Here is an 18,674-nt window from a genome sequence, read left to right as displayed (position 1 = left end):
ATTTTTAACTTTCGTGTAATACTATTTCATATTCATGTTTATCACTTAAGAATATTGAACTTGTATATTCCATTATTTCTTCTTTATCTGTAAAAACTACTCTATCTATTTTAAGTGCTAGTGAATTTAAATCTTGATTTAAAACTTCAGCTTCATATTTATTTACCATTACTGGTTGTATAACTTGTTCCGCTCTTTTAGTTTTATGATGATATCTTTCTCTATACAATTTATATAAAGAATTTTCTTTAACTAATTCTTCTGTTAAGTCTTTACACATATTCTTTAATATATAAACTATTTCTAACGCAAAAGGGTCACCATCAATATATCTTACTCTTTCAATCCTATATATCAATTCATTTTCATCTTTTGCTTGCAATTGTTCTCTTATTTTATGATTTTGAGTACTTAATTCAAATTTCAAAATTTTATTTTTTACTTTAAATCCTTTTTGAGACATTACTTCAGTGAAACCTAATAATTTTTGAAATTTATATTTTTTCTTCTTATAAGCTACAAAAGTTCCTTTTCCCTGTTTTCTATCTAGCAAACCTTCATTTACAAGATTTAATATAGCTTTATTTACAGTCATTCTACTAACATCTTGAATCTTACAAATTTCTCTCTCTGGCATTAAATAATGCCCTTCCGTCAGTTCTCCGGACTCTATCATTTCTCTAATAATCATAGATAATTGAATGTGTAAAGGTATATTTAAAGTTTTATCTATTTTTTTCACTACTTCACGCCCTTTAATTGGTCTATGCCAATTGGTATATGCCAATTGGTCTATACCAATATAATATAGCATATCGTTTTCATAGTCAACTATTATTTTTGATTATTTTTATATTATTTATTCTTCTTTAATAAGAAATACTATAATTTCAAGTATTCACAAGCATTCATTTTTTTATTGTATGTTTTAGTAATATTTTCTCTAATAAAGTGATTATCTAATATGTAATTTAATTTTTCATAATATATATGCAAAACCTTGTATGTGATGTATAATTATGTCGAAACCATTCAAAGGAGGATATAGAATATAAATGAATAATTTAAAAGTAAGATTAAAATTAATAATTTTGTCAGCAATAGCATTATTATTAATTAGTATTATGAGTGGCATTGGATATTATTATATTTCAAAATCAAATAAAGAAATGGCAAAAATGTATAAAGAAAATTTATTAAGTATTGAATTATTAAATGATAATAGAAACCAAGCTAGAGCTATAGAAGCTGATTTATATTATTTAATATTAAATACACAAAATAAAGATAAACAAAATGAAAAAATAAATGATATCAAAAGTAGACAAGAGATCTTTAATAAAAATTGGCAAGACTTTAAGCAAATAGCTGATGATAAATATGAATTAGATAGAATTTCTATTATTGAAAGTAATCTTGAAAAATTTATACAAGGTAGAGATTTAACTATCACCTTACTAATAGAAGGAAAAATTCAAGAAGCCATAGAAGAATTTAAAATTGTTGAAAATAATAAAAATGAATTTCAGAAAAACTTAGAAGAAATTGCAACTTATAATAGTAAATTAGCACAAGATCTCAATAACCAAAATAGTGAAGATTTTAATGTTTCTAAAAAATTATTTGGAATAATATTTTTTATTATTGTATGTATTGGTTATGGAGTAACTTTTACTATTTCAAGATCTATTTCAGTTCCATTAGCTTTTTCTATAAAACAATTAAAACGTGTAGCTAAAGGTGACTTTACAACGGATGTTCCTGAAAAATTTATGAAAAGAAAAGATGAAATAGGCGAAATTTCAAATGCAATAACTGATATGCAAAATTCATTAAAAATTTTAATTGGAAATGTAAAAAATGAATCTAATAATATTAAAACAATAGTTAATACAATTTCAGATAATATAAATAATTTAAACCAAAACATAGAAGATGTATCCTCAACTACAGAAGAATTATCAGCCGGAATGGAAGAAACTGCTGCATCAGCACAAGAAATGAGTGCAACAGCAGATGAAATAGAAAAAGCTGTTGATTCTATATCAAAAAAAGCCCAAGAAGGTGCTATAGAAGCTTCTGAAATAAATAAGAGAGCGATAAATACTAAACTAAATGTTAATAACTCACAAGAAAAAAGTTTAAACATTTTTTCACAAACTAAAGATAAATTAGAAATATCCATAGAGAATTCAAAAATAGTACAACAAATCACTGTGTTATCCGAATCAATAATGCAGATATCAACCCAAACAAATCTTTTAGCTTTAAATGCTGCTATAGAAGCTGCACGTGCTGGAGAAGCCGGACGTGGTTTTGCAGTTGTTGCAGATGAGATAAGAACTCTTGCTGAAGAGTGTAAAAATACAGTTATTGAAATACAAAATATAACTCAAAAAGTTGTAGTATCAGTTGATGATTTATCCTCTAGTTCTAATGAATTATTAAACTTTGTCTCTAAAGATGTACAAAGTGATTATAATGAAATGTTAAATGTGGCAGGTGAATATAGCAAAGATGCTGAATTTGTAAGTAATCTTGTACTAGAATTTAGTTCTACTTCTGAAGAACTTTTAGCTTCACTTCAACAAGTAACGGATACAATTGGACATGTATCTATGGCTTCAAATGAAGGTGCAGATGGAACTTCAAATATTGCTCAAAAAGTAGCAAATATAAATGAAAAATCTAATATAATTATGGAAGAAGTAATAAAATCGCAAGGAAGTGTAGAACAATTAAATAACCAAATATCCAAATTTAAAATTTAATATAAAATTATTTTAACAATAAAAGTTATACCTAATTTTTTACAATTAAGATACTAGGTATAACTTTTACAGTTATTGATCTTTTCTTTGTATCGTTTACACAGGGATAACTATGTCTATTCATCATAACTTAGATTAGTATGAATAAATGATATAATCTTATATATTCTATATTTTTGTTTTATTGTAAACTCTTCTTCTTTATTTACTGGCTCCCAAAGTTTCACCTTTATTTTTAATTCATTGTAATCTTTACTATATATACATATTTCTCCAATTATATTATTATCCTTAGTTAGATTTATTACTTGCTCATATTCGCCTTGTTTACTATCATATAATATCTCACCTTTAATATCCTTTGGTAAATTATGTTCTAATATTTTAACAAGTATATTAGCCTTATTTATAATTTCTGTTTTTGTAATTTCGCTTATCTTATTTTCTATAGTTTCTATTTTCACTAATTCATCTTCAATGTTTTTCTCTAGAACATTCAGGTCATTTTTTATATCTAGTAATTCACTTGTAACTATAGAAATTCTATTTGTTAATTCACCCTTTATCTTAATCATATTTTTAAAATTTTCTATATTAGTTTTTTCTTCTTGTAAAATCAAATATAAACTATTAGTTTTTTCATCCATAAAAACACCCTACTTTTTTAATATTCTTAGACATATAAAATAATAGACTAAAGATGCGTTATATGTTTTGTATTAAGTAAAGAATCAAGTTCATTAATAAACCCATTAGCTAAATTTGTTCATATAGTATAATGTAAAACAAACATACTACTCTATTATTTTTAAATTTGTCTTACTACAAATATATATACAAAAAAGGGTTTGTATGAATCATATTTTTATATTTATTAATTTTACATAAAAAATTGTCAATTAAACTGTGGAGTCATCGGCTTTTTATGCATCTAGATTTTCAAACGTATGTGATAAGAATCTGGCAGGCAAATATATTTTCTTTTTATTTATAACTTTTATAAAAAACCAATATATGTATTAATATTATCTTCTTAGAAACACATATTAAAAATTTTTTCTATATAAATTCCTGACATAATAGTTAAATTATATTCTTTATATACGTTATAGGATTTATATAATACTTGACTTACAAATAATCTACCTGTTTATTACATAAAAAATTATAAAATTAAAAATGCTGAAAGCTAGATATACTCTAACTTTCAGCATTATTAAATTCACAATTAAGAATAAAATTTTGATTTTATAACAATTTCTAAATTTTAAATTTAGAAATTTCTTTCTTTAATTTTTGAGCGCTTTCTTTTGACTTTAATGCCTGTTCTAATACATGAGTTGATTTATCATTAACTTCTAATATATTACTTGAAATATTTGTAGTACCTCCAGCGCCTTCATTAGCTGCTTTAGTAACTCCATCTATCGTTCTAATTACATCCTGTATAGATGCTAAAAGTTCTTCTGAATTTGAACTAAATTCCGTTACAAGATTATCAATAAATTCACCATCTTTGCTATACATCTTTGCTACATCTAACATATTTCTATAGTCAGAATCTACTTCTACAGACATAAATTTCAATAAATTATTTGAACTATTTGAAAGATTGTTGACTGATTCTATTACTTTTCCTGTTATATTTTGTATTTCTATTACTGTTTCCTTTGATTGTTCTGCAAGTTTTCTTATTTCTTCAGCAACAACCGAAAATCCTTTTCCTGCTTCTCCTGCTCTTGCAGCTTCTATAGCAGCATTAAGTGCAAGAAGATTAGTTTGTGACGTTATTTGCATTATTGATTCAGAAAGTACATTTATTTCTTCAACAACTTTTGATGATTTTATAGCCTCTTCAAGTTCTGCTTTTGTATCTTTAAATATTTCATTTGTTTTTTTCTGAGAAGCTTGTACATTTATTTTTGTATCCTCTGCTCTTTGATTTATTTCACCTGCTTTAAGTGCACCATCTTGAGATTTTTGTGCAATAGAATAAATGGCTTCTTCTATCTCTTGAGATGTTGCTAACATTTCTTCAGCAGAAGCTGCTGTCTCTTCCATGCTAGCTGCAAGTTCTTCCGTAGTTGATGAAACCCCTTCTATATCAGAATTTAAATTTATAACATTATCTTTTATAACATCTACAACACTTTCAATCTCGTCTGAACTTTTATTAACCGTTCCAATAATATCCTTTAAATTTTTTATAAACTTATTTAAACTTTTAGCAAGATCATTTATTTCATCTTCTGAATCCACTTTTATTTCTTGAGTTAAATCTCCGCCTCTTTCTGATAAAGCATTTAACTCTTCCTTTAAAATATTTAAAGATCTTCTTATTGACTTAATTATAAGACCTCCTATAACTATGCTTAATGTCCCTAAGAATACTATTATAATAATATTTATCTTCACAGTCTTCTCATACTGTTTGTCTCCCTCTAAGCTAGCATCTTTAACCATTTCTTGATTTAATTTAACTAATTCTAATAAAGAAGATGAAGCTTTATTAAAGGTTTCCCTTGATTCTGTAAGCATTATATTCATCGCTTCATCACTTTTAAGTTCTCTACTTAAACTAGTTACTTTCTTATTTAATTCCAAATATTTATTCCACTGTTCTACAACAGTGTTAAATAATTTATTGTCTTTTTCATTTTCTACAGTACTTGAATAAAGTGTTAAATACTTTTGTATTTCTTCATTTTTTTCTTTCATCTCTTTTTCTTTTTGCGTCATGTTCTCGATATCTTTACTAAGAATATGATTATATTCCATCAATCTAAAGTCTGATGTCATTGTATTTATTCCTTCCGAATATATAATTCCTGGAACAAAATTCTGTGAAATATAAGTTGATTTTTGATTTACACTATCTAAAACCTTTATAGAATAAATCCCCATAAATATAATAGTAATTACAAAGGTAATTACTAAAAAAATTAATTTGTTTTTTATTGTTTTTAACATTTGCCTAACCCCTTACTATAAGTAAAAATTTAGATTTTTCAATTTCTATTTTTATTTAAAATTAATTAATATATAGGATATATATTGCAATAATAACTGTTCAATAAATTAAAGAACTATATATTCTTTTTTTGAAAATTTAAATTTGCAACATATATAAATTAAATACATGTATCATGCTTATAATATTTTTTAAAAATAATTCCTAGACTATTTTTTTAAACCAAGTTTTTAGTAATTTTTAATATAATTAAATTTATTTTTTTAAAAATATATAAAAAAGTATAACTCAGTATAAAAATTCAAAGTACCCATCTAAATTATAAGAAATTCTTGTATTATATTGTAAATAATAGTATACATAATTAGTCCATATTTTGCAAATAGGTTTTTAAAATTTATTATTTTTATAACCTTTTTATAAAATATTTTGATTTAGTATATTTTTATCATACAATTTTTGAATTATTTACATCGCATACTTAAGTATGTTATAGTATCATTTGCAATTATTTTAATATAAATGTTTTTAAAAGAAAGTAATAATATTCAATGGACAAATTATATCGGACATTTAAAACAAATTTATTCTTATGAATATAATGGTGCTATTAAGTTTAATCCGTTTAATACTTAAAATATGTAAGTAACAATCATCTTAAATTAATAAAAATGATGTTTTTTACAAATACTATCTTTGAAAATTTCATTTAAGGAGAGATATGTATGTCTAGTAGAACAGGAGTAGTCAAGTGGTTTGATATGGAAAAAGGATATGGATTTATTTCATGTGATGCTGGAGATGATGTTTTTGCACATCATTCACAAATCAAAAAAAGTGGCCCTGAAAAAGGTCTTCATGAAGGAGAAAATGTAACCTTTGATGTACAAGAAGGTGAAAAAGGCCCGATGGCAATAAATATACATAAATTATAGAATATCACAGTATAAATAAAAGGCTATGTCTTAAGTTAATATTAATCTAACTTAAAACATAGCCAAATTTCTAAAAATAAAAATTTAATTTTTTAGTTAATATATTTATCTATAAACTTCTTTATAGTATTCCAATATAAATCTGGATTAACTTTATGAGCCTTACAATGACCTGCTTCTTTTACTATTAACATTTCTTTTTCACACTTTGCTGCATTATATACCTTATCTAACATAAAATATGGTACAAATTTATCTTCCTCACCATGAATAAATAGTATAGGTGTCTTTGATTTACTTACTTGCTTTATAGCTGAAGCTTCTTTCAAAAAATATCCTGATCTCATTTTAGTAATAATACTTGAAGCATGCATTACTGGGAATTTAGGTAATTTAAACATACTTTTTAATTGGTACGAAAATTCATCCCAAGCTGATGTATACCCGCAATCTTCTATTATAGCTTTAACATTGATTGGGAGTTCTTCACCGGATGTCATCATGACAGTACTTGCTCCCATAGAAATACCATATAATAAAATTTTACATTCTTTATTTTGCTTTATTGTGTAATTAATCCACTCAATAATATCTTTTCTATCATGCCATCCCATTCCAATATAATTACCTTCACTTTTACCATGCGCTCTTAAATCAGGTATTATGATATTATATCCCATTTCATAAAATGCCTTTGCTCTACTTCCCATTCTAATACCTTCACCAGTATATCCATGAACAACAATAGCCCATTTATAAGAAAAATCTCTACATAATATTTGATATCCATGAAGTTTTAACCCGTCAAATGATTTTATATATATATCACTATAATTTGATGTATTGAAAAGCCATTCTTCATCTTCTTTATCCTCTCCACTAGTCTCATCTTTCTTAACAATTTCACTTCCCTTATTTTTATTGTTATCAAATATTCTATCTTTTGATGTATTGGGATTAAGTGAAAAATTATAAAAATAATTTCCTGCAAATATAAGTAAAATTATAATTATCAATAATACAAGACATATTATTAGTATCATTTTTTTCTCCATTATTATCCTTATCTCCTATTATTTAATTTATATAAAACTTATGCGCTATATTCTTAAAACCATTAAATATTAATTAATTTTTACACATAACTATAAAAAAATTAAATATGTGTAAAAATAGACTTTTTCAGAGCCGTCTTAGTGATTTTTTATGATATAGTCATTATTATATTATCATATTTTTAAATTACTGTCTTAAAATAAATCTACTAAAAGCAAATATTATAGAAATTAAACTTCCATGCTGATTTACCATTATAATACAATATAAATATTCACTTAAAATATAATAAATACACAAAGACTATCTAAAAAACATTTTTGTGTATTTCAGATAGCCTTTTATTATAACAATTTTATGAGTATATAACTATATCAATTAATTTTATTTAAAATCTTCTATAATTTAAGATTTCTTCAATCTTACTGAAACCTTAAATAAATCTCCATCAATAGTAATAGTAAATTCTCCACCTTGTAATTCCACTAAACTTTTTGCTATTGATAATCCAAGACCTGATCCTTCTGTGCTTCTTGAACTATCTCCTCTTTTAAATCTTTCTAATATCTCTTCTTCAGTGAAATTAACTTGATACTCTGATATATTTTTAAATATTATTAATATATATTCGTCCTCTTCAAATACCTCAATATACACTCTAGATCCTTTCATAGAATACTTAAGTATATTGGATATTAAATTTTGAAATATCCTAAATGTCTTTTTTCCATCAGCATATACAGAAAGTTTTTGGTCAGGTATATTTTTTATAAATTGTAATTTAGATTTTTCTATTTCATTCTCAAATTCACCTATGGTTTGTCTAATAAGCGCTACTGGATTTAAATTTTCCATATCTAATTCTAAAGTTCCAGATGCCGCTTTTGAAGCTTCGAACAAATCTTCTATTAGAACTTTTAGTCTTAATGATCTTTCTTTAAGAATTTCTAAATATTTAGTTTTATCTTCTTCTGAAACATTTTCTTTATCTAATAGATCTACATAATTAATTATAGAAGTTAATGGGGTTTTTAAATCATGTGATACATTAGTAATTAATTCTCCCTTCATTTTTTCACTTTTAACTGCCTTATCTACAGCTTTATTCAATCCTTGTTCTATATTCACAATATTATTTGCTATATCTTTAAGAATTATTGCTCCCTTTACATCAATTTTATTATTATAATTTCCTTTTAATATATTATCTGTACCAATTTTTATTCTATTAATATTTCTTGCAATTAAGAATAAATATCCTATTATAAATAGTGTAAATAGAATGCTCGGTGTTAAATATAAAATTTCATATGGCCTATACCACTTTGGCCATCCATAGTCACCCATTGAATATGCTTGCATGAATATTATAACAACATACGTTACAAATACTATTATTGATATTATTAATCTTGAAGAAGTTGATTTTATCAAAAAACTTTCTTTCATTAAATCTTTTACTTTATAAAGTATAGATTTCTTACAAAGATAATCTCTTATATTTCGCTCTTCCTTTAACAAATACAAACTTCTTATATCTGATAAAACCAAGTATACTAAAAGAATAGTTATTAAAAATATTGCCCAAAAATCTATAAAATAAATTCCATAAAACATGTCTATTACTCTGTCTTTTAATACATTAAAACATCCTATAGTTATTAAAATAAACAGACATCTTATCTCAATAAATAATTTTTGGTAACATCTTATTATAAAATTATCTTTTAATATTAGATACAAGCTTTTTCTATACTTTAATATTAAAATAAAAATTATAAGTATATCTATTAAAGTTAACCCCCAAAAAATATATCCAATAAAATTATTTTTATCTTTTTCATTAATTGCATTAGATATGCTATCACTACTTTTCAAAGGATTTGATATCCTAACAATAACTTGTTTATTATTATAAAGATTCTGCAATCCATAAAAATTATTTGTATCATGAAGAGATTTTGTTAAATTATTTGAAACATTAATTTCTTCTGGAACTTTATGATTAATTTTCAAAAACATCATATAATACTTATAATTATTTTTAGTATCATTTATAATTTCATCTTTTGATTTACCTTTAATGTTTGTTATAGGTTCTTCATCATCATTTTTTTCTATATAATATTCTATATTTGGATTTTCTGCAAGATTTGCATATTTATCTTCTAAATAATCTTGTATCTCCTTTATTCCATCTTCTCTATATTTTTCATCACCTTGTTTAAGTTTCTCTTCTAATTCATTTTTTCTATCTAATAATCCATTATAATATTCATTATCTTCTACATTCATACAAGCTTTAATTTCATTATCAACATCTTTTAAATTGCCCTTATCAACATTCTCTAAGTATTTTATTTGATTCTGTATAGCTTCCTCTTTTAAACTCCCATCCGATTGATTAATATAATAATTCATATCGTTTGCTGAAAGAGATACCTGAGTCATAGCATCTACTAAAAATTCTTCAGTATACTTATTTTGTTGAGATATAATAAAATTATATGATTTCCCTATAAAAAAAGGCAACATAACACTACATAAAAGTAAAACTAATAATTTAGCACTTTTAAATTTCTTATTATTTTTCAATTTTGTATCCAATTCCCCACACCACCTTCAAATATCTTGGTTCTTTAGGATTTATTTCTATCTTTTCTCTTATTCTTCTTATATGAACAGTAACTGTATCAACATTATTATACGCAGGTTCATTCCAAACTCTTTCATAAATCTCTTCAATAGAAAAAACTCTATTAGGATTGTCCATAAGAAGAGTCAAAATCTTAAACTCTAATGGTGTTAACCTTACATTTTCACCATCTACAAATACCTCTTTACTTTCCTTGTTTAATTCTATCCCCCCTACTGTAAGTATATTATTATCCTCTTTTAAAGGAGAAAATTGAGTATATCTTCTTATCTGAGAGTTAACCCTTGCTATAAGTTCTAATGGATTAAATGGTTTAGTTATATAATCATCTGCACCTAAATTTAAACCTAATATTTTATCTGTATCCTCAGATTTTGCTGAAAGCATTATTATCGGAATCTGTTTTTCTTCTCTTATCTTAACAGTTGTTCTAGTTCCATTCATATTAGGCATCATTATATCTAATATAACAAGGTGTATATCATGCTCATCTATAATTTTTAATGCTTGTATACCATCATAAGCCTTAAAAATTTTATAACCTTCGTTAACTAAATATACTTCTATCGCTTCAGTTATTGCTTTATCATCATCAACAACTAAAATATTGTAATTTTTCATTTTTTCCTCCTTAATAATCTAAAATTCATGTTAATTTTACCATATTTTATTAGTTGATAGAAAATATAATCCTTTTAGGCTTTTGAATTTGCCCTATATTTATATTAAAATACAAATCTTACAAAACACTTCTTCAAATTATTAAGAATTTCGAAAGAAAAAGCTAACTTAAAATTATATTTAAATAATCTTAAATCAGCTTATTTGTCTTTTCATATTTGGATATCTTTTAAAATAGTGTTAATATTGCAGTATAAGAATGAGTTCCTTAAAACACAACATTATATCTTTAATAATCTTTAGCATCATCATGTCTAGGAGATTTTTTTACTATTTCAATAGCCTTTTCAACTTCTATTGTTATATCTGTTTCAAATTGTTGATACATAGTATTTAATTTAGCCATTACTCCACCTTTATTTGTCACAACATAATAAGGTTTTAAATTATTAAGTGCAAGTGCATAAATATCTCTCTGACATCTTTCACATTTGCATACGTCACTTTTTTTTAATTGTTGTTCCATATGCTCTTTAACCCAAATTTCCATATAATTAATTACTTTTTCCATAATTTATACCTCTTTCTTTTATTTATAATTAACAACTAATTAAATCCATATGTTATAATAACTAAATTACTTTATACTATAAACTATATTTTTTTATACATTTATGTTCTTATTTTTTTAATATCAGCTATATTTTAAACTTTAGCTGATGTTATTTCAACTAGAGCTTAAAATATTTTATCTTCACTATTTTCAATAATATTTTTTGTTATTTTAATTAGAATATTCTATAACTAAATTTATAAATAATTCCTTTTATAAGAAAAATTTATTATAAACTAAAACTTAAATTAAAATAATTAAACAATTTTAATTTATTTATTTATAAAATATAATTAAAAATATACTATCTATTAATTAATTAGAAATTTTTTATATTATTTAATAAATATACATACAAGATTATATTAGGAGGATAAATACAGATGACACTAAAAATTAATATACCTAAGAATCCTGCTTTAGTATTAAAAATGTTGATAGATGCAGGTTTTGAAGCTGGTGTTGTTGGAGGATGTACCCGTGATGCTATTATGGATAAAATACCTCACGACTGGGATATTTGCACATCCGCTACACCAGATGAAATCCAAACAGTATTTCAGAACTTTAAACAACTTACTGTAGGCTTAAAACATGGAACAGTAGTTGTTTTTATAAATAATGAAGAAATAGAAGTCACAACTTATAGGATAGATGGAATCTACTCAGATGGTCGTAGACCTGATACTGTAGACTTTACAAGAAATTTAGTGGAAGATTTAAGTAGACGAGATTACACACAAAATGCTATTTTTTTTAATGAGTCCGTTGGAATCATAGATCCTTTTAATGGTATATCTGATATTCAACATAAAATTATTAGATGTGTTGGAGATCCTAATAAACGCTTAAAGGAAGATGCTCTAAGAATTTTAAGAGGTATTAGATTTGCATCTAATTTAGGTTTTAGAGTAGAAGAATCTACAAAAACAGCAATGTTTAAAAACAAAGAACTTTTAGGAAATATTTCCCAAGAAAGAATTGCAGTAGAATTTATAAAAATGCTTCAAGGCAAAAATATAATGAACATACTTGATGAATTTCGAGAAATTATATTATGCATTGTTCCTGAAATGAAAACTATGATTGGATTTAAACAAAATAATCCTTATCATTGTTACGATGTTTGGAAACATACTCTTATTGCAATTAATAACGTAGATGGATTAATATTAAAATTAACTATGTTCTTTCATGATATTGCAAAGCCATATTGCTACAGTATTGATAGACAAGGAATTGGTCATTTTTACGGTCACGCAAATGAATCTGCTAAAATTGCATCTGAAATTTTCAAAAGAATGAAGTTAACAAATGCAGAATCACTTGATAAAAATGACATAAAAAACATTATAGAATTAATAAAATATCATGACATTATTATTGAACCAAGAAAAAAGAGTATTAGAAAAATTTTATCAAAATTAGACGGTAATATAGCTCAATTTGAAAGGCTACTTTCAGTAAAAAGAGCTGATATTTTAGCACAAACACCTGATAAAGTAATAACCCGTTTAAAAGAAATTGACCTTATTCAAGAAATTCTTAATGAAGTAGTTAGAGAAAATACTTGTACAACACTAAAAGACTTGAACATTAATGGTAAAGATTTAATTGCTATTGGTATTCCTGCTGGTAAAAAAATTGGTGAAATCTTAAATTTATTACTTGAAGATGTTATTGCTGAAAATTTACAAAATGAAAAAAAATCATTATTAATGGCAGCACAAAAATATAATTATTAATGGTTTCATATTTAAAACAAAAATTGTTGCAAACTAAAAATAGTATAATATAGGTATATAGTGAGATTTCATTGAAATCTCACTATATTATGTTAAAAGTCTATTTTATGATAACCTTCAACAAATCCTTTATTAAAATTATATAACCTCATTCCCTATATCTTATATTTAAGATTGTTCATAACTCCACTACTTTTATTTTTATATTATTAACTTTGTACAAAATAAAATATACTAATAGATACTACTATTAAAGCAACCAAATATACTATTGTAGTTGTTAATTTCAATTTATTATCTATATAAATACTAGTGTATTTTATTTCTCTTTTAGATAAAACCTTATAAAACATTAGTCCAATAATAATTAAAATAACACTCAATAAATGTGAAATTGAAAATGGTCCCCATATAACAGGATTTATCCTAAAGAATTCTACAATACTTCTTATTATAGCAAATGAAATTAAATAAATTATAAATAATTCTCCTTCAAATTTTTGCTTATAACTTCTTCTCCAAAGAATTATAAATAATATATAGTCTAATATAAATTCGTATACCTGTACTGGATGAAGTATTTGTCCATTATAATTAATACCCCATATCATTATATTAGTCATAGACTTACCAAATACATCACAACCTATTCTACCAATACCTTGTGCTAATGCTATCCAAATAACTATAATATCTGCAATCTTAAAAAATGATATTTTACTTTTAGTTGAATACAAATATCCTGCTGCTATTGCTGAAATAATTCCCCCATGAATAGAAAGCCCACCTTCATTTATCTTAATTATTTCTGCTAGATGGCTAAAATATAATAATGGATTATAAAAGAGAATATAAAATAATCGGGCTCCTAATACTCCAAATATAACCACTATAGTAATTAAGTTAATCATTATATCTTCACTTATTCCTCTTTTTTTTCCATGTTTAATTGCAAATGCACTACCTACAAGTACAGATATTACTATCATCAGTCCAAAAAAATATATATGTATTGGTCCAAAGCTAAAAATTTCTTTCATAATATTAATATCCTTTCCTACTATGAAACTAATTAATTTATCTTAAAATATAATAATAAAATATGTAGAACACATGAATATTTATTAGCTTATTAATTTTTTACGAACATCTTCTAAATTTATAGTTTTTAACGAATCTGTAACTTCAATTCCAAACATTGCTATATTATCTTTAACAATAACATAAGTTCCAACTTTATCTATATTAAATTCAACATTAACAATACCTTTTTTACCTGTAAATGAAGTTATCTGCTCACCACTATCTGCATTTAATATTATAAAATTACCATCTGGATTATCAAATGAGTTAAGATCTATAGATAGTTTTGTTTTTATTCCATTTTGTAATACTATTGCAAGCGGCTCAAAGTCATAACCCATTCCCTTAATATTTAGACTTTGTATATTCCCTGAAATATTAGCCTTTTTAATTAATCTATCAGTAGAAACTTTGCTTAAATCATCACCATATATACTTGTTTTTTGTTGAGCTGTAGAACCTGTTGTTCCACCAGCACAGCAACTCATTCCACTACTTGGAGCTAGAATTGATGAATCTTCCTTAGAAGTATCTACAGAATCAATATTATTTGTTACTTTTATTACTCCTCTAATCATTCCCATCCAACAGCTAAAGTTTATGTCACCATCTTTTGGAGTAAATTCTATTATATTTTCACCAGCCTTTAAAGTTTTTTGTATATTTAAAGATGGAACTACTATTGCATTATTACAAGAAGTTATTTGACTTCCTGTAATAATCCACTTAACAGGTATACCTTCTTGAACATAAAAAGCATTAGGAGCATAACCACTATTATTCACATTCATCCTAATCACTTGAACTCCATTTTCAATAGTTGCTTTGCCTATATTGGCTTCAGATGCATTACCCTTAGCGCTTGAAATACTTTGTGATACTGTATTAACATTAGACACTCCAACTCCTGCAAGAGCAAGACCTCTGTTTCCCATTATTAATCCAAGTATTACTACTAAAATTCCACTAAACTTTAAAAGTTGTTTTGTATAACCCTTACTTAAGAAACCTGATATAGCTCCAAATACTAGCATTAAAGGAACTGTTCCCAAAGAAAATAAAAACATCGATATAGCGCCACTTATAGCACTACCAGTACCTAATGCATAAAGCTGCATTGTTTGAAGTGGTCCACAAGGCATTAATCCATTTAACATACCAACTAAAAATGATGATTTAGATTTATTTTTTATTTTGCATGAAGACCATGGCAATTTAATATTAAATTTTCTAAATAAAGAGAAACCAGTCATATTTAATCCCATTATTATCATAAATAATCCTGCAAATATTTGAAGTCCAGCTTTTACATTAAGTGATAATGATAATACAGAACCTAAAGCCCCTACAATGCCACCTATGATGGTATATGAGGTTACTCTTCCTGCATTATATAGAATTGAAGGCATTAAAATTTTAAATTTATTCTGCTTTTCATTTACAATACTATTTTTAGATAAGCTTTGTGTAAGCATTATACCTCCACACATACCAACACAATGTATAGAAGTAAGCATGCCCACAATAAATAATACTATATAAGATGCATTGTTTAGCTTAGCATTCATATCAAAGCCGGCTGTTGAATTACCAAGGAGTAAAACAGCTGCAGCTATAACTAAAAAACCTGTAATTTTAATAGTGTTTGAATTTTTAGTACTATACCCTGCTTTATTAATAGCTTCATTTAATTGTTCTTTAGTACAAAGTACGTTATCATATTCAACAATTACTTGCTGAGAACTATAACTAACCATTACATTTACAACGCCATCAACCTTCTTTAATGCTTTTTCTATTCTACTTTCACATGAAGTACATGTCATATTATAAACTTTAATTATTTCTCTTTTAATAGTCATACTATCTCACCTCTTATATAATTTTTATTTCACCAATATGTTTTAATTAAAATTCCATCTTATGAAATGAATTATAATAAAAAGTTGTGAAGATTTTATGTTTATATTAAAAATAGCACAGATTTTTTCTGTGCTATTTTTGATAACTACTAAAATTAGAATTTATTTTTTATTATCAACATTATATTATTTTATAATGTATTATATGATTTCATTATTTTTCTTTATACATACTATAAATTTGGTTCCTATATTTTCTTTACTTTCTACATCAATAGTTGCAGCATGCAATGTTAGTATTTTTTTTACAATTGTAAGACCAACTCCGTTGCCTTCAATTTTATGTCTACTCTTATCTCCTCGATACATCCTTTCAAAAACATATGGCAAATCTTCTTTTTTAATACCAATACCATTATCCTTAATTTCAATTCTAACAAAATTTATGTCACTACTAACATTAATCCATACAGTTCCATCTACATTATTAAATTTAATTGCATTAGAAATAAGATTTATAAATACTTGTTTTAATTTATCATAATCACCTAATACTATGAAATTTTTGCTTTCATCTTTATTTATAAGTAATTCTATATTTTTTTCTGTTGCTGCAATTGAAAAATCGTCTATTACTGTTAAAAGTAGCTGATCTATATTAACCAAACCTAAATTAAGTGATATTTCATCAGATTCAATTTGTTTTAGTTCATTTAGGTTATTTAAAAGTTTACCAAATCTCACTATTTCATCATTTAAGTTAATAAGCTTATCAGTAGTTATAGGTATAATACCATCTATCATTGCTTCTAAATTATTCTGAAGTACATTTAAAGGAGTTCTTATTTCATGAGATATATCTGCAATAAGCCTCTTTCTTAGTAAATCTTGACTATTTAACTTATCACCTAAAGAATTTATGCTCTCAGTTAAGTTTCTAATTTCTTCAATGCTACTTTTTATATTTGATCTTGAGTTATAATTTCCTTTTGATAAACTTACAGAAGTTTTTGCAACTGATTTTATAGGTTCAGAAAATTGCTTTGATAAAATCAAACTTATCACTGATACTATTACTAAAGTTAATATACCACTAAATACAATTCCCTTATTAATCTGTCCCTTAAAACTTATATCTTCTTGAGAAAGTAAAACAGGTGAGTATTGACCAACTATAATATATCCCACTGTTTTTTCATTGACATTTATATCAAAAGTATTAGATGTATAAACTCCTGTTTCTTCTTTACCGTTTATTTTCATATGATTTTTATATTGTATATCTTCATGATTCATCTGCCAAACAACTTTTTTATTTTCATCTAAAAGAGTTAAACAATAATTACTCATATATGCTTCGTGCATCATTTCTTCCCCTGAAGTTTTATTCCAACTACCATCACTTCTATAAACTTGTTGAAAATATTCTACCAATCTTGTGTTTCTTTTAGTTTGTATATCCTTCATATATTTATTAAAAGTGTTTGTTATTATCATATTTATAATTAAAGCTGATAAAAGTACTGAAACTACAGAGCAAAAAATTAAAATAAAACTTAAGCGTTCTCTAACATTTTGCTTCATATTTCATCACCAAACTTATAACCAATTTTGGTAACAGTAATTATGTATCTTGGAGATTTACTGTCCTCTTCAATCTTTTTACGTAAATTCTTAATGTGTACATCAATAATTCTATCTGAGCCATCAAAATCAATACCGAATACTCTTTCTATTATAGCTTCTCTTGAAAATACTTTTCCTTTATTTGAAGCTAAAACATATAATATATCAAATTCATTTGGAGTTAAACTTACTTCCTCCATATTTAATTTAACTACTCTTTTTTCATTATCTATCGTTAATTTACCATCGTCAAGAAAAAGAATATTATCATTACTTTCACTAATTCTTCTAAACAAAGCATTTACACGTGCAGTAAGTTCTCTTGGACTCAATGGTTTAGTTAAATATTCATCTGCTCCAATATTTAAACCCTCAATTTTATCACTTAATGTACTTTTAGCAGTTAACATAAAAATATATACATCAGATATTCTTCTAAGTATTATACATACTTCCTCACCATCAATATCTGGCAACATTAAATCTAAAATCACAAGATCAATTTTTTCTTTTCTAAAAATTTCAATTCCATCTAACCCATTTTCAGTAGAATAAACATTATATCCTTCTTTCTCTAAATATGCCTTTAAAACCTCTGATACACTTTTTTCATCTTCAATTATTAAAATGTTTCCCATAATATTCACTCCATATAATTTTTATATTAATATCATTAGTATTTTAACATAAACTTATAAATTTCATATGTAGATAATAATTAATTGATACTTTTCT

14 protein-coding genes are annotated in these 18,674 nt (G+C 24.9%); 3 read left to right on the top strand and 11 right to left on the bottom strand.

Going from position 1 to position 18,674, the window contains the following annotated elements; translation table 11 throughout:
- Nucleotides 1-4: 4 nt before the first annotated feature.
- Nucleotides 5-742: a GntR family transcriptional regulator gene (locus ACYUET_RS03185; protein ID WP_460277795.1), complete on the bottom strand. Its 738-nt coding sequence runs from the start codon at nt 740-742 to the stop codon at nt 5-7.
- Nucleotides 743-1,055: 313 nt separating this feature from the next.
- Here ACYUET_RS03185 and ACYUET_RS03180 point away from each other — a divergent pair, with 313 nt between their 5' ends.
- The gene (locus ACYUET_RS03180; protein ID WP_460277794.1) at nt 1,056-2,771 is read left to right on the top strand and encodes a methyl-accepting chemotaxis protein; all 1,716 of its coding nucleotides are present in this window, start codon (nt 1,056-1,058) and stop codon (nt 2,769-2,771) included.
- 116 nt (nt 2,772-2,887) lie between these two features.
- Here the strand turns inward: ACYUET_RS03180 and ACYUET_RS03175 are convergent, their stop codons facing one another.
- Nucleotides 2,888-3,418, bottom strand: a complete 531-nt coding sequence (locus tag ACYUET_RS03175) for a hypothetical protein (RefSeq protein WP_460277793.1) — start codon at nt 3,416-3,418, stop codon at nt 2,888-2,890.
- Nucleotides 3,419-4,031: 613 nt separating this feature from the next.
- Nucleotides 4,032-5,741 carry a methyl-accepting chemotaxis protein gene (locus ACYUET_RS03170; protein ID WP_460277792.1) on the bottom strand — a complete coding sequence of 570 codons (1,710 nt, stop codon included), beginning with the start codon at nt 5,739-5,741 and terminating at the stop codon, nt 4,032-4,034.
- A 726-nt stretch (nt 5,742-6,467) separates the two neighbouring features.
- Here ACYUET_RS03170 and ACYUET_RS03165 point away from each other — a divergent pair.
- Nucleotides 6,468-6,677: a cold-shock protein gene (locus ACYUET_RS03165; RefSeq protein ID WP_460277791.1), complete on the top strand. Its 210-nt coding sequence runs from the start codon at nt 6,468-6,470 to the stop codon at nt 6,675-6,677.
- A 92-nt stretch (nt 6,678-6,769) separates the two neighbouring features.
- On the opposite strand, the gene ACYUET_RS03160 is transcribed toward ACYUET_RS03165, so the two are convergent.
- From ACYUET_RS03160 to ACYUET_RS03145, 4 genes are all read right to left on the bottom strand, one after another.
- Complete coding sequence (locus ACYUET_RS03160) at nt 6,770-7,732, bottom strand: alpha/beta hydrolase (RefSeq protein ID WP_460277790.1); 963 nt, start codon at nt 7,730-7,732, stop codon at nt 6,770-6,772.
- A 406-nt stretch (nt 7,733-8,138) separates the two neighbouring features.
- Nucleotides 8,139-10,340 carry a sensor histidine kinase gene (locus ACYUET_RS03155; RefSeq protein WP_460277789.1) on the bottom strand — a complete coding sequence of 734 codons (2,202 nt, stop codon included), beginning with the start codon at nt 10,338-10,340 and terminating at the stop codon, nt 8,139-8,141.
- Entirely contained in the window at nt 10,318-11,010 is a 693-nt protein-coding gene (locus ACYUET_RS03150; protein ID WP_460277788.1) for a response regulator transcription factor, read from the bottom strand. The genes ACYUET_RS03155 and ACYUET_RS03150 overlap by 23 nt, the downstream gene beginning before the upstream one ends.
- A 289-nt stretch (nt 11,011-11,299) precedes the next feature.
- Nucleotides 11,300-11,581 carry a late competence development ComFB family protein gene (locus ACYUET_RS03145; protein WP_460277787.1) on the bottom strand — a complete coding sequence of 94 codons (282 nt, stop codon included), beginning with the start codon at nt 11,579-11,581 and terminating at the stop codon, nt 11,300-11,302.
- Nucleotides 11,582-12,006: 425 nt separating this feature from the next.
- Between ACYUET_RS03145 and ACYUET_RS03140 the strand changes: the two genes are divergently transcribed.
- Nucleotides 12,007-13,368, top strand: a complete 1,362-nt coding sequence (locus ACYUET_RS03140) for a CCA tRNA nucleotidyltransferase (protein WP_460277786.1) — start codon at nt 12,007-12,009, stop codon at nt 13,366-13,368.
- 209 nt (nt 13,369-13,577) lie between these two features.
- Here the strand turns inward: ACYUET_RS03140 and lgt are convergent, their stop codons facing one another.
- The 4 genes from lgt to ACYUET_RS03120 form a co-directional block, all read right to left on the bottom strand.
- Entirely contained in the window at nt 13,578-14,408 is an 831-nt protein-coding gene (lgt, locus tag ACYUET_RS03135; RefSeq protein WP_460277785.1) for a prolipoprotein diacylglyceryl transferase, read from the bottom strand.
- A gap of 84 nt (nt 14,409-14,492) precedes the next feature.
- Nucleotides 14,493-16,313, bottom strand: coding sequence for an urease accessory protein UreH domain-containing protein (locus tag ACYUET_RS03130; protein WP_460277784.1), 1,821 nt, complete (start codon nt 16,311-16,313; stop codon nt 14,493-14,495).
- A 201-nt stretch (nt 16,314-16,514) separates the two neighbouring features.
- Nucleotides 16,515-17,897 (bottom strand): sensor histidine kinase, encoded by a 1,383-nt coding sequence (locus ACYUET_RS03125; RefSeq protein WP_460277783.1) that lies wholly within the window; start codon nt 17,895-17,897, stop codon nt 16,515-16,517.
- Nucleotides 17,894-18,577: a response regulator transcription factor gene (locus ACYUET_RS03120; RefSeq protein WP_460277782.1), complete on the bottom strand. Its 684-nt coding sequence runs from the start codon at nt 18,575-18,577 to the stop codon at nt 17,894-17,896. The genes ACYUET_RS03125 and ACYUET_RS03120 overlap by 4 nt, the downstream gene beginning before the upstream one ends.
- Nucleotides 18,578-18,674 lie beyond the last annotated feature (97 nt).

The sequence above is a fragment of the Clostridium sp. CTA-5 genome (assembly GCF_054768135.1).
This window is presented reverse-complemented; position numbering and strand designations above follow the sequence as displayed.

What these genes read in the sequence shown, in the direction of transcription:
- ACYUET_RS03125 (WP_460277783.1), bottom strand. Translation starts at nt 17,897, where the DNA reads ATGAAGCAAAATGTTAGAGAACGCTTAAGTTTTATTTTAATTTTTTGC.
- ACYUET_RS03180 (WP_460277794.1), top strand. Translation starts at nt 1,056, where the DNA reads ATGAATAATTTAAAAGTAAGATTAAAATTAATAATTTTGTCAGCAATA.
- ACYUET_RS03170 (WP_460277792.1), bottom strand. Translation starts at nt 5,741, where the DNA reads ATGTTAAAAACAATAAAAAACAAATTAATTTTTTTAGTAATTACCTTT.
- ACYUET_RS03150 (WP_460277788.1), bottom strand. Translation starts at nt 11,010, where the DNA reads ATGAAAAATTACAATATTTTAGTTGTTGATGATGATAAAGCAATAACT.
- ACYUET_RS03130 (WP_460277784.1), bottom strand. Translation starts at nt 16,313, where the DNA reads ATGACTATTAAAAGAGAAATAATTAAAGTTTATAATATGACATGTACT.
- ACYUET_RS03145 (WP_460277787.1), bottom strand. Translation starts at nt 11,581, where the DNA reads ATGGAAAAAGTAATTAATTATATGGAAATTTGGGTTAAAGAGCATATG.
- ACYUET_RS03165 (WP_460277791.1), top strand. Translation starts at nt 6,468, where the DNA reads ATGTCTAGTAGAACAGGAGTAGTCAAGTGGTTTGATATGGAAAAAGGA.
- ACYUET_RS03160 (WP_460277790.1), bottom strand. Translation starts at nt 7,732, where the DNA reads ATGGAGAAAAAAATGATACTAATAATATGTCTTGTATTATTGATAATT.
- ACYUET_RS03120 (WP_460277782.1), bottom strand. Translation starts at nt 18,577, where the DNA reads ATGGGAAACATTTTAATAATTGAAGATGAAAAAAGTGTATCAGAGGTT.
- ACYUET_RS03140 (WP_460277786.1), top strand. Translation starts at nt 12,007, where the DNA reads ATGACACTAAAAATTAATATACCTAAGAATCCTGCTTTAGTATTAAAA.
- lgt (WP_460277785.1), bottom strand. Translation starts at nt 14,408, where the DNA reads ATGAAAGAAATTTTTAGCTTTGGACCAATACATATATATTTTTTTGGA.
- ACYUET_RS03175 (WP_460277793.1), bottom strand. Translation starts at nt 3,418, where the DNA reads ATGGATGAAAAAACTAATAGTTTATATTTGATTTTACAAGAAGAAAAA.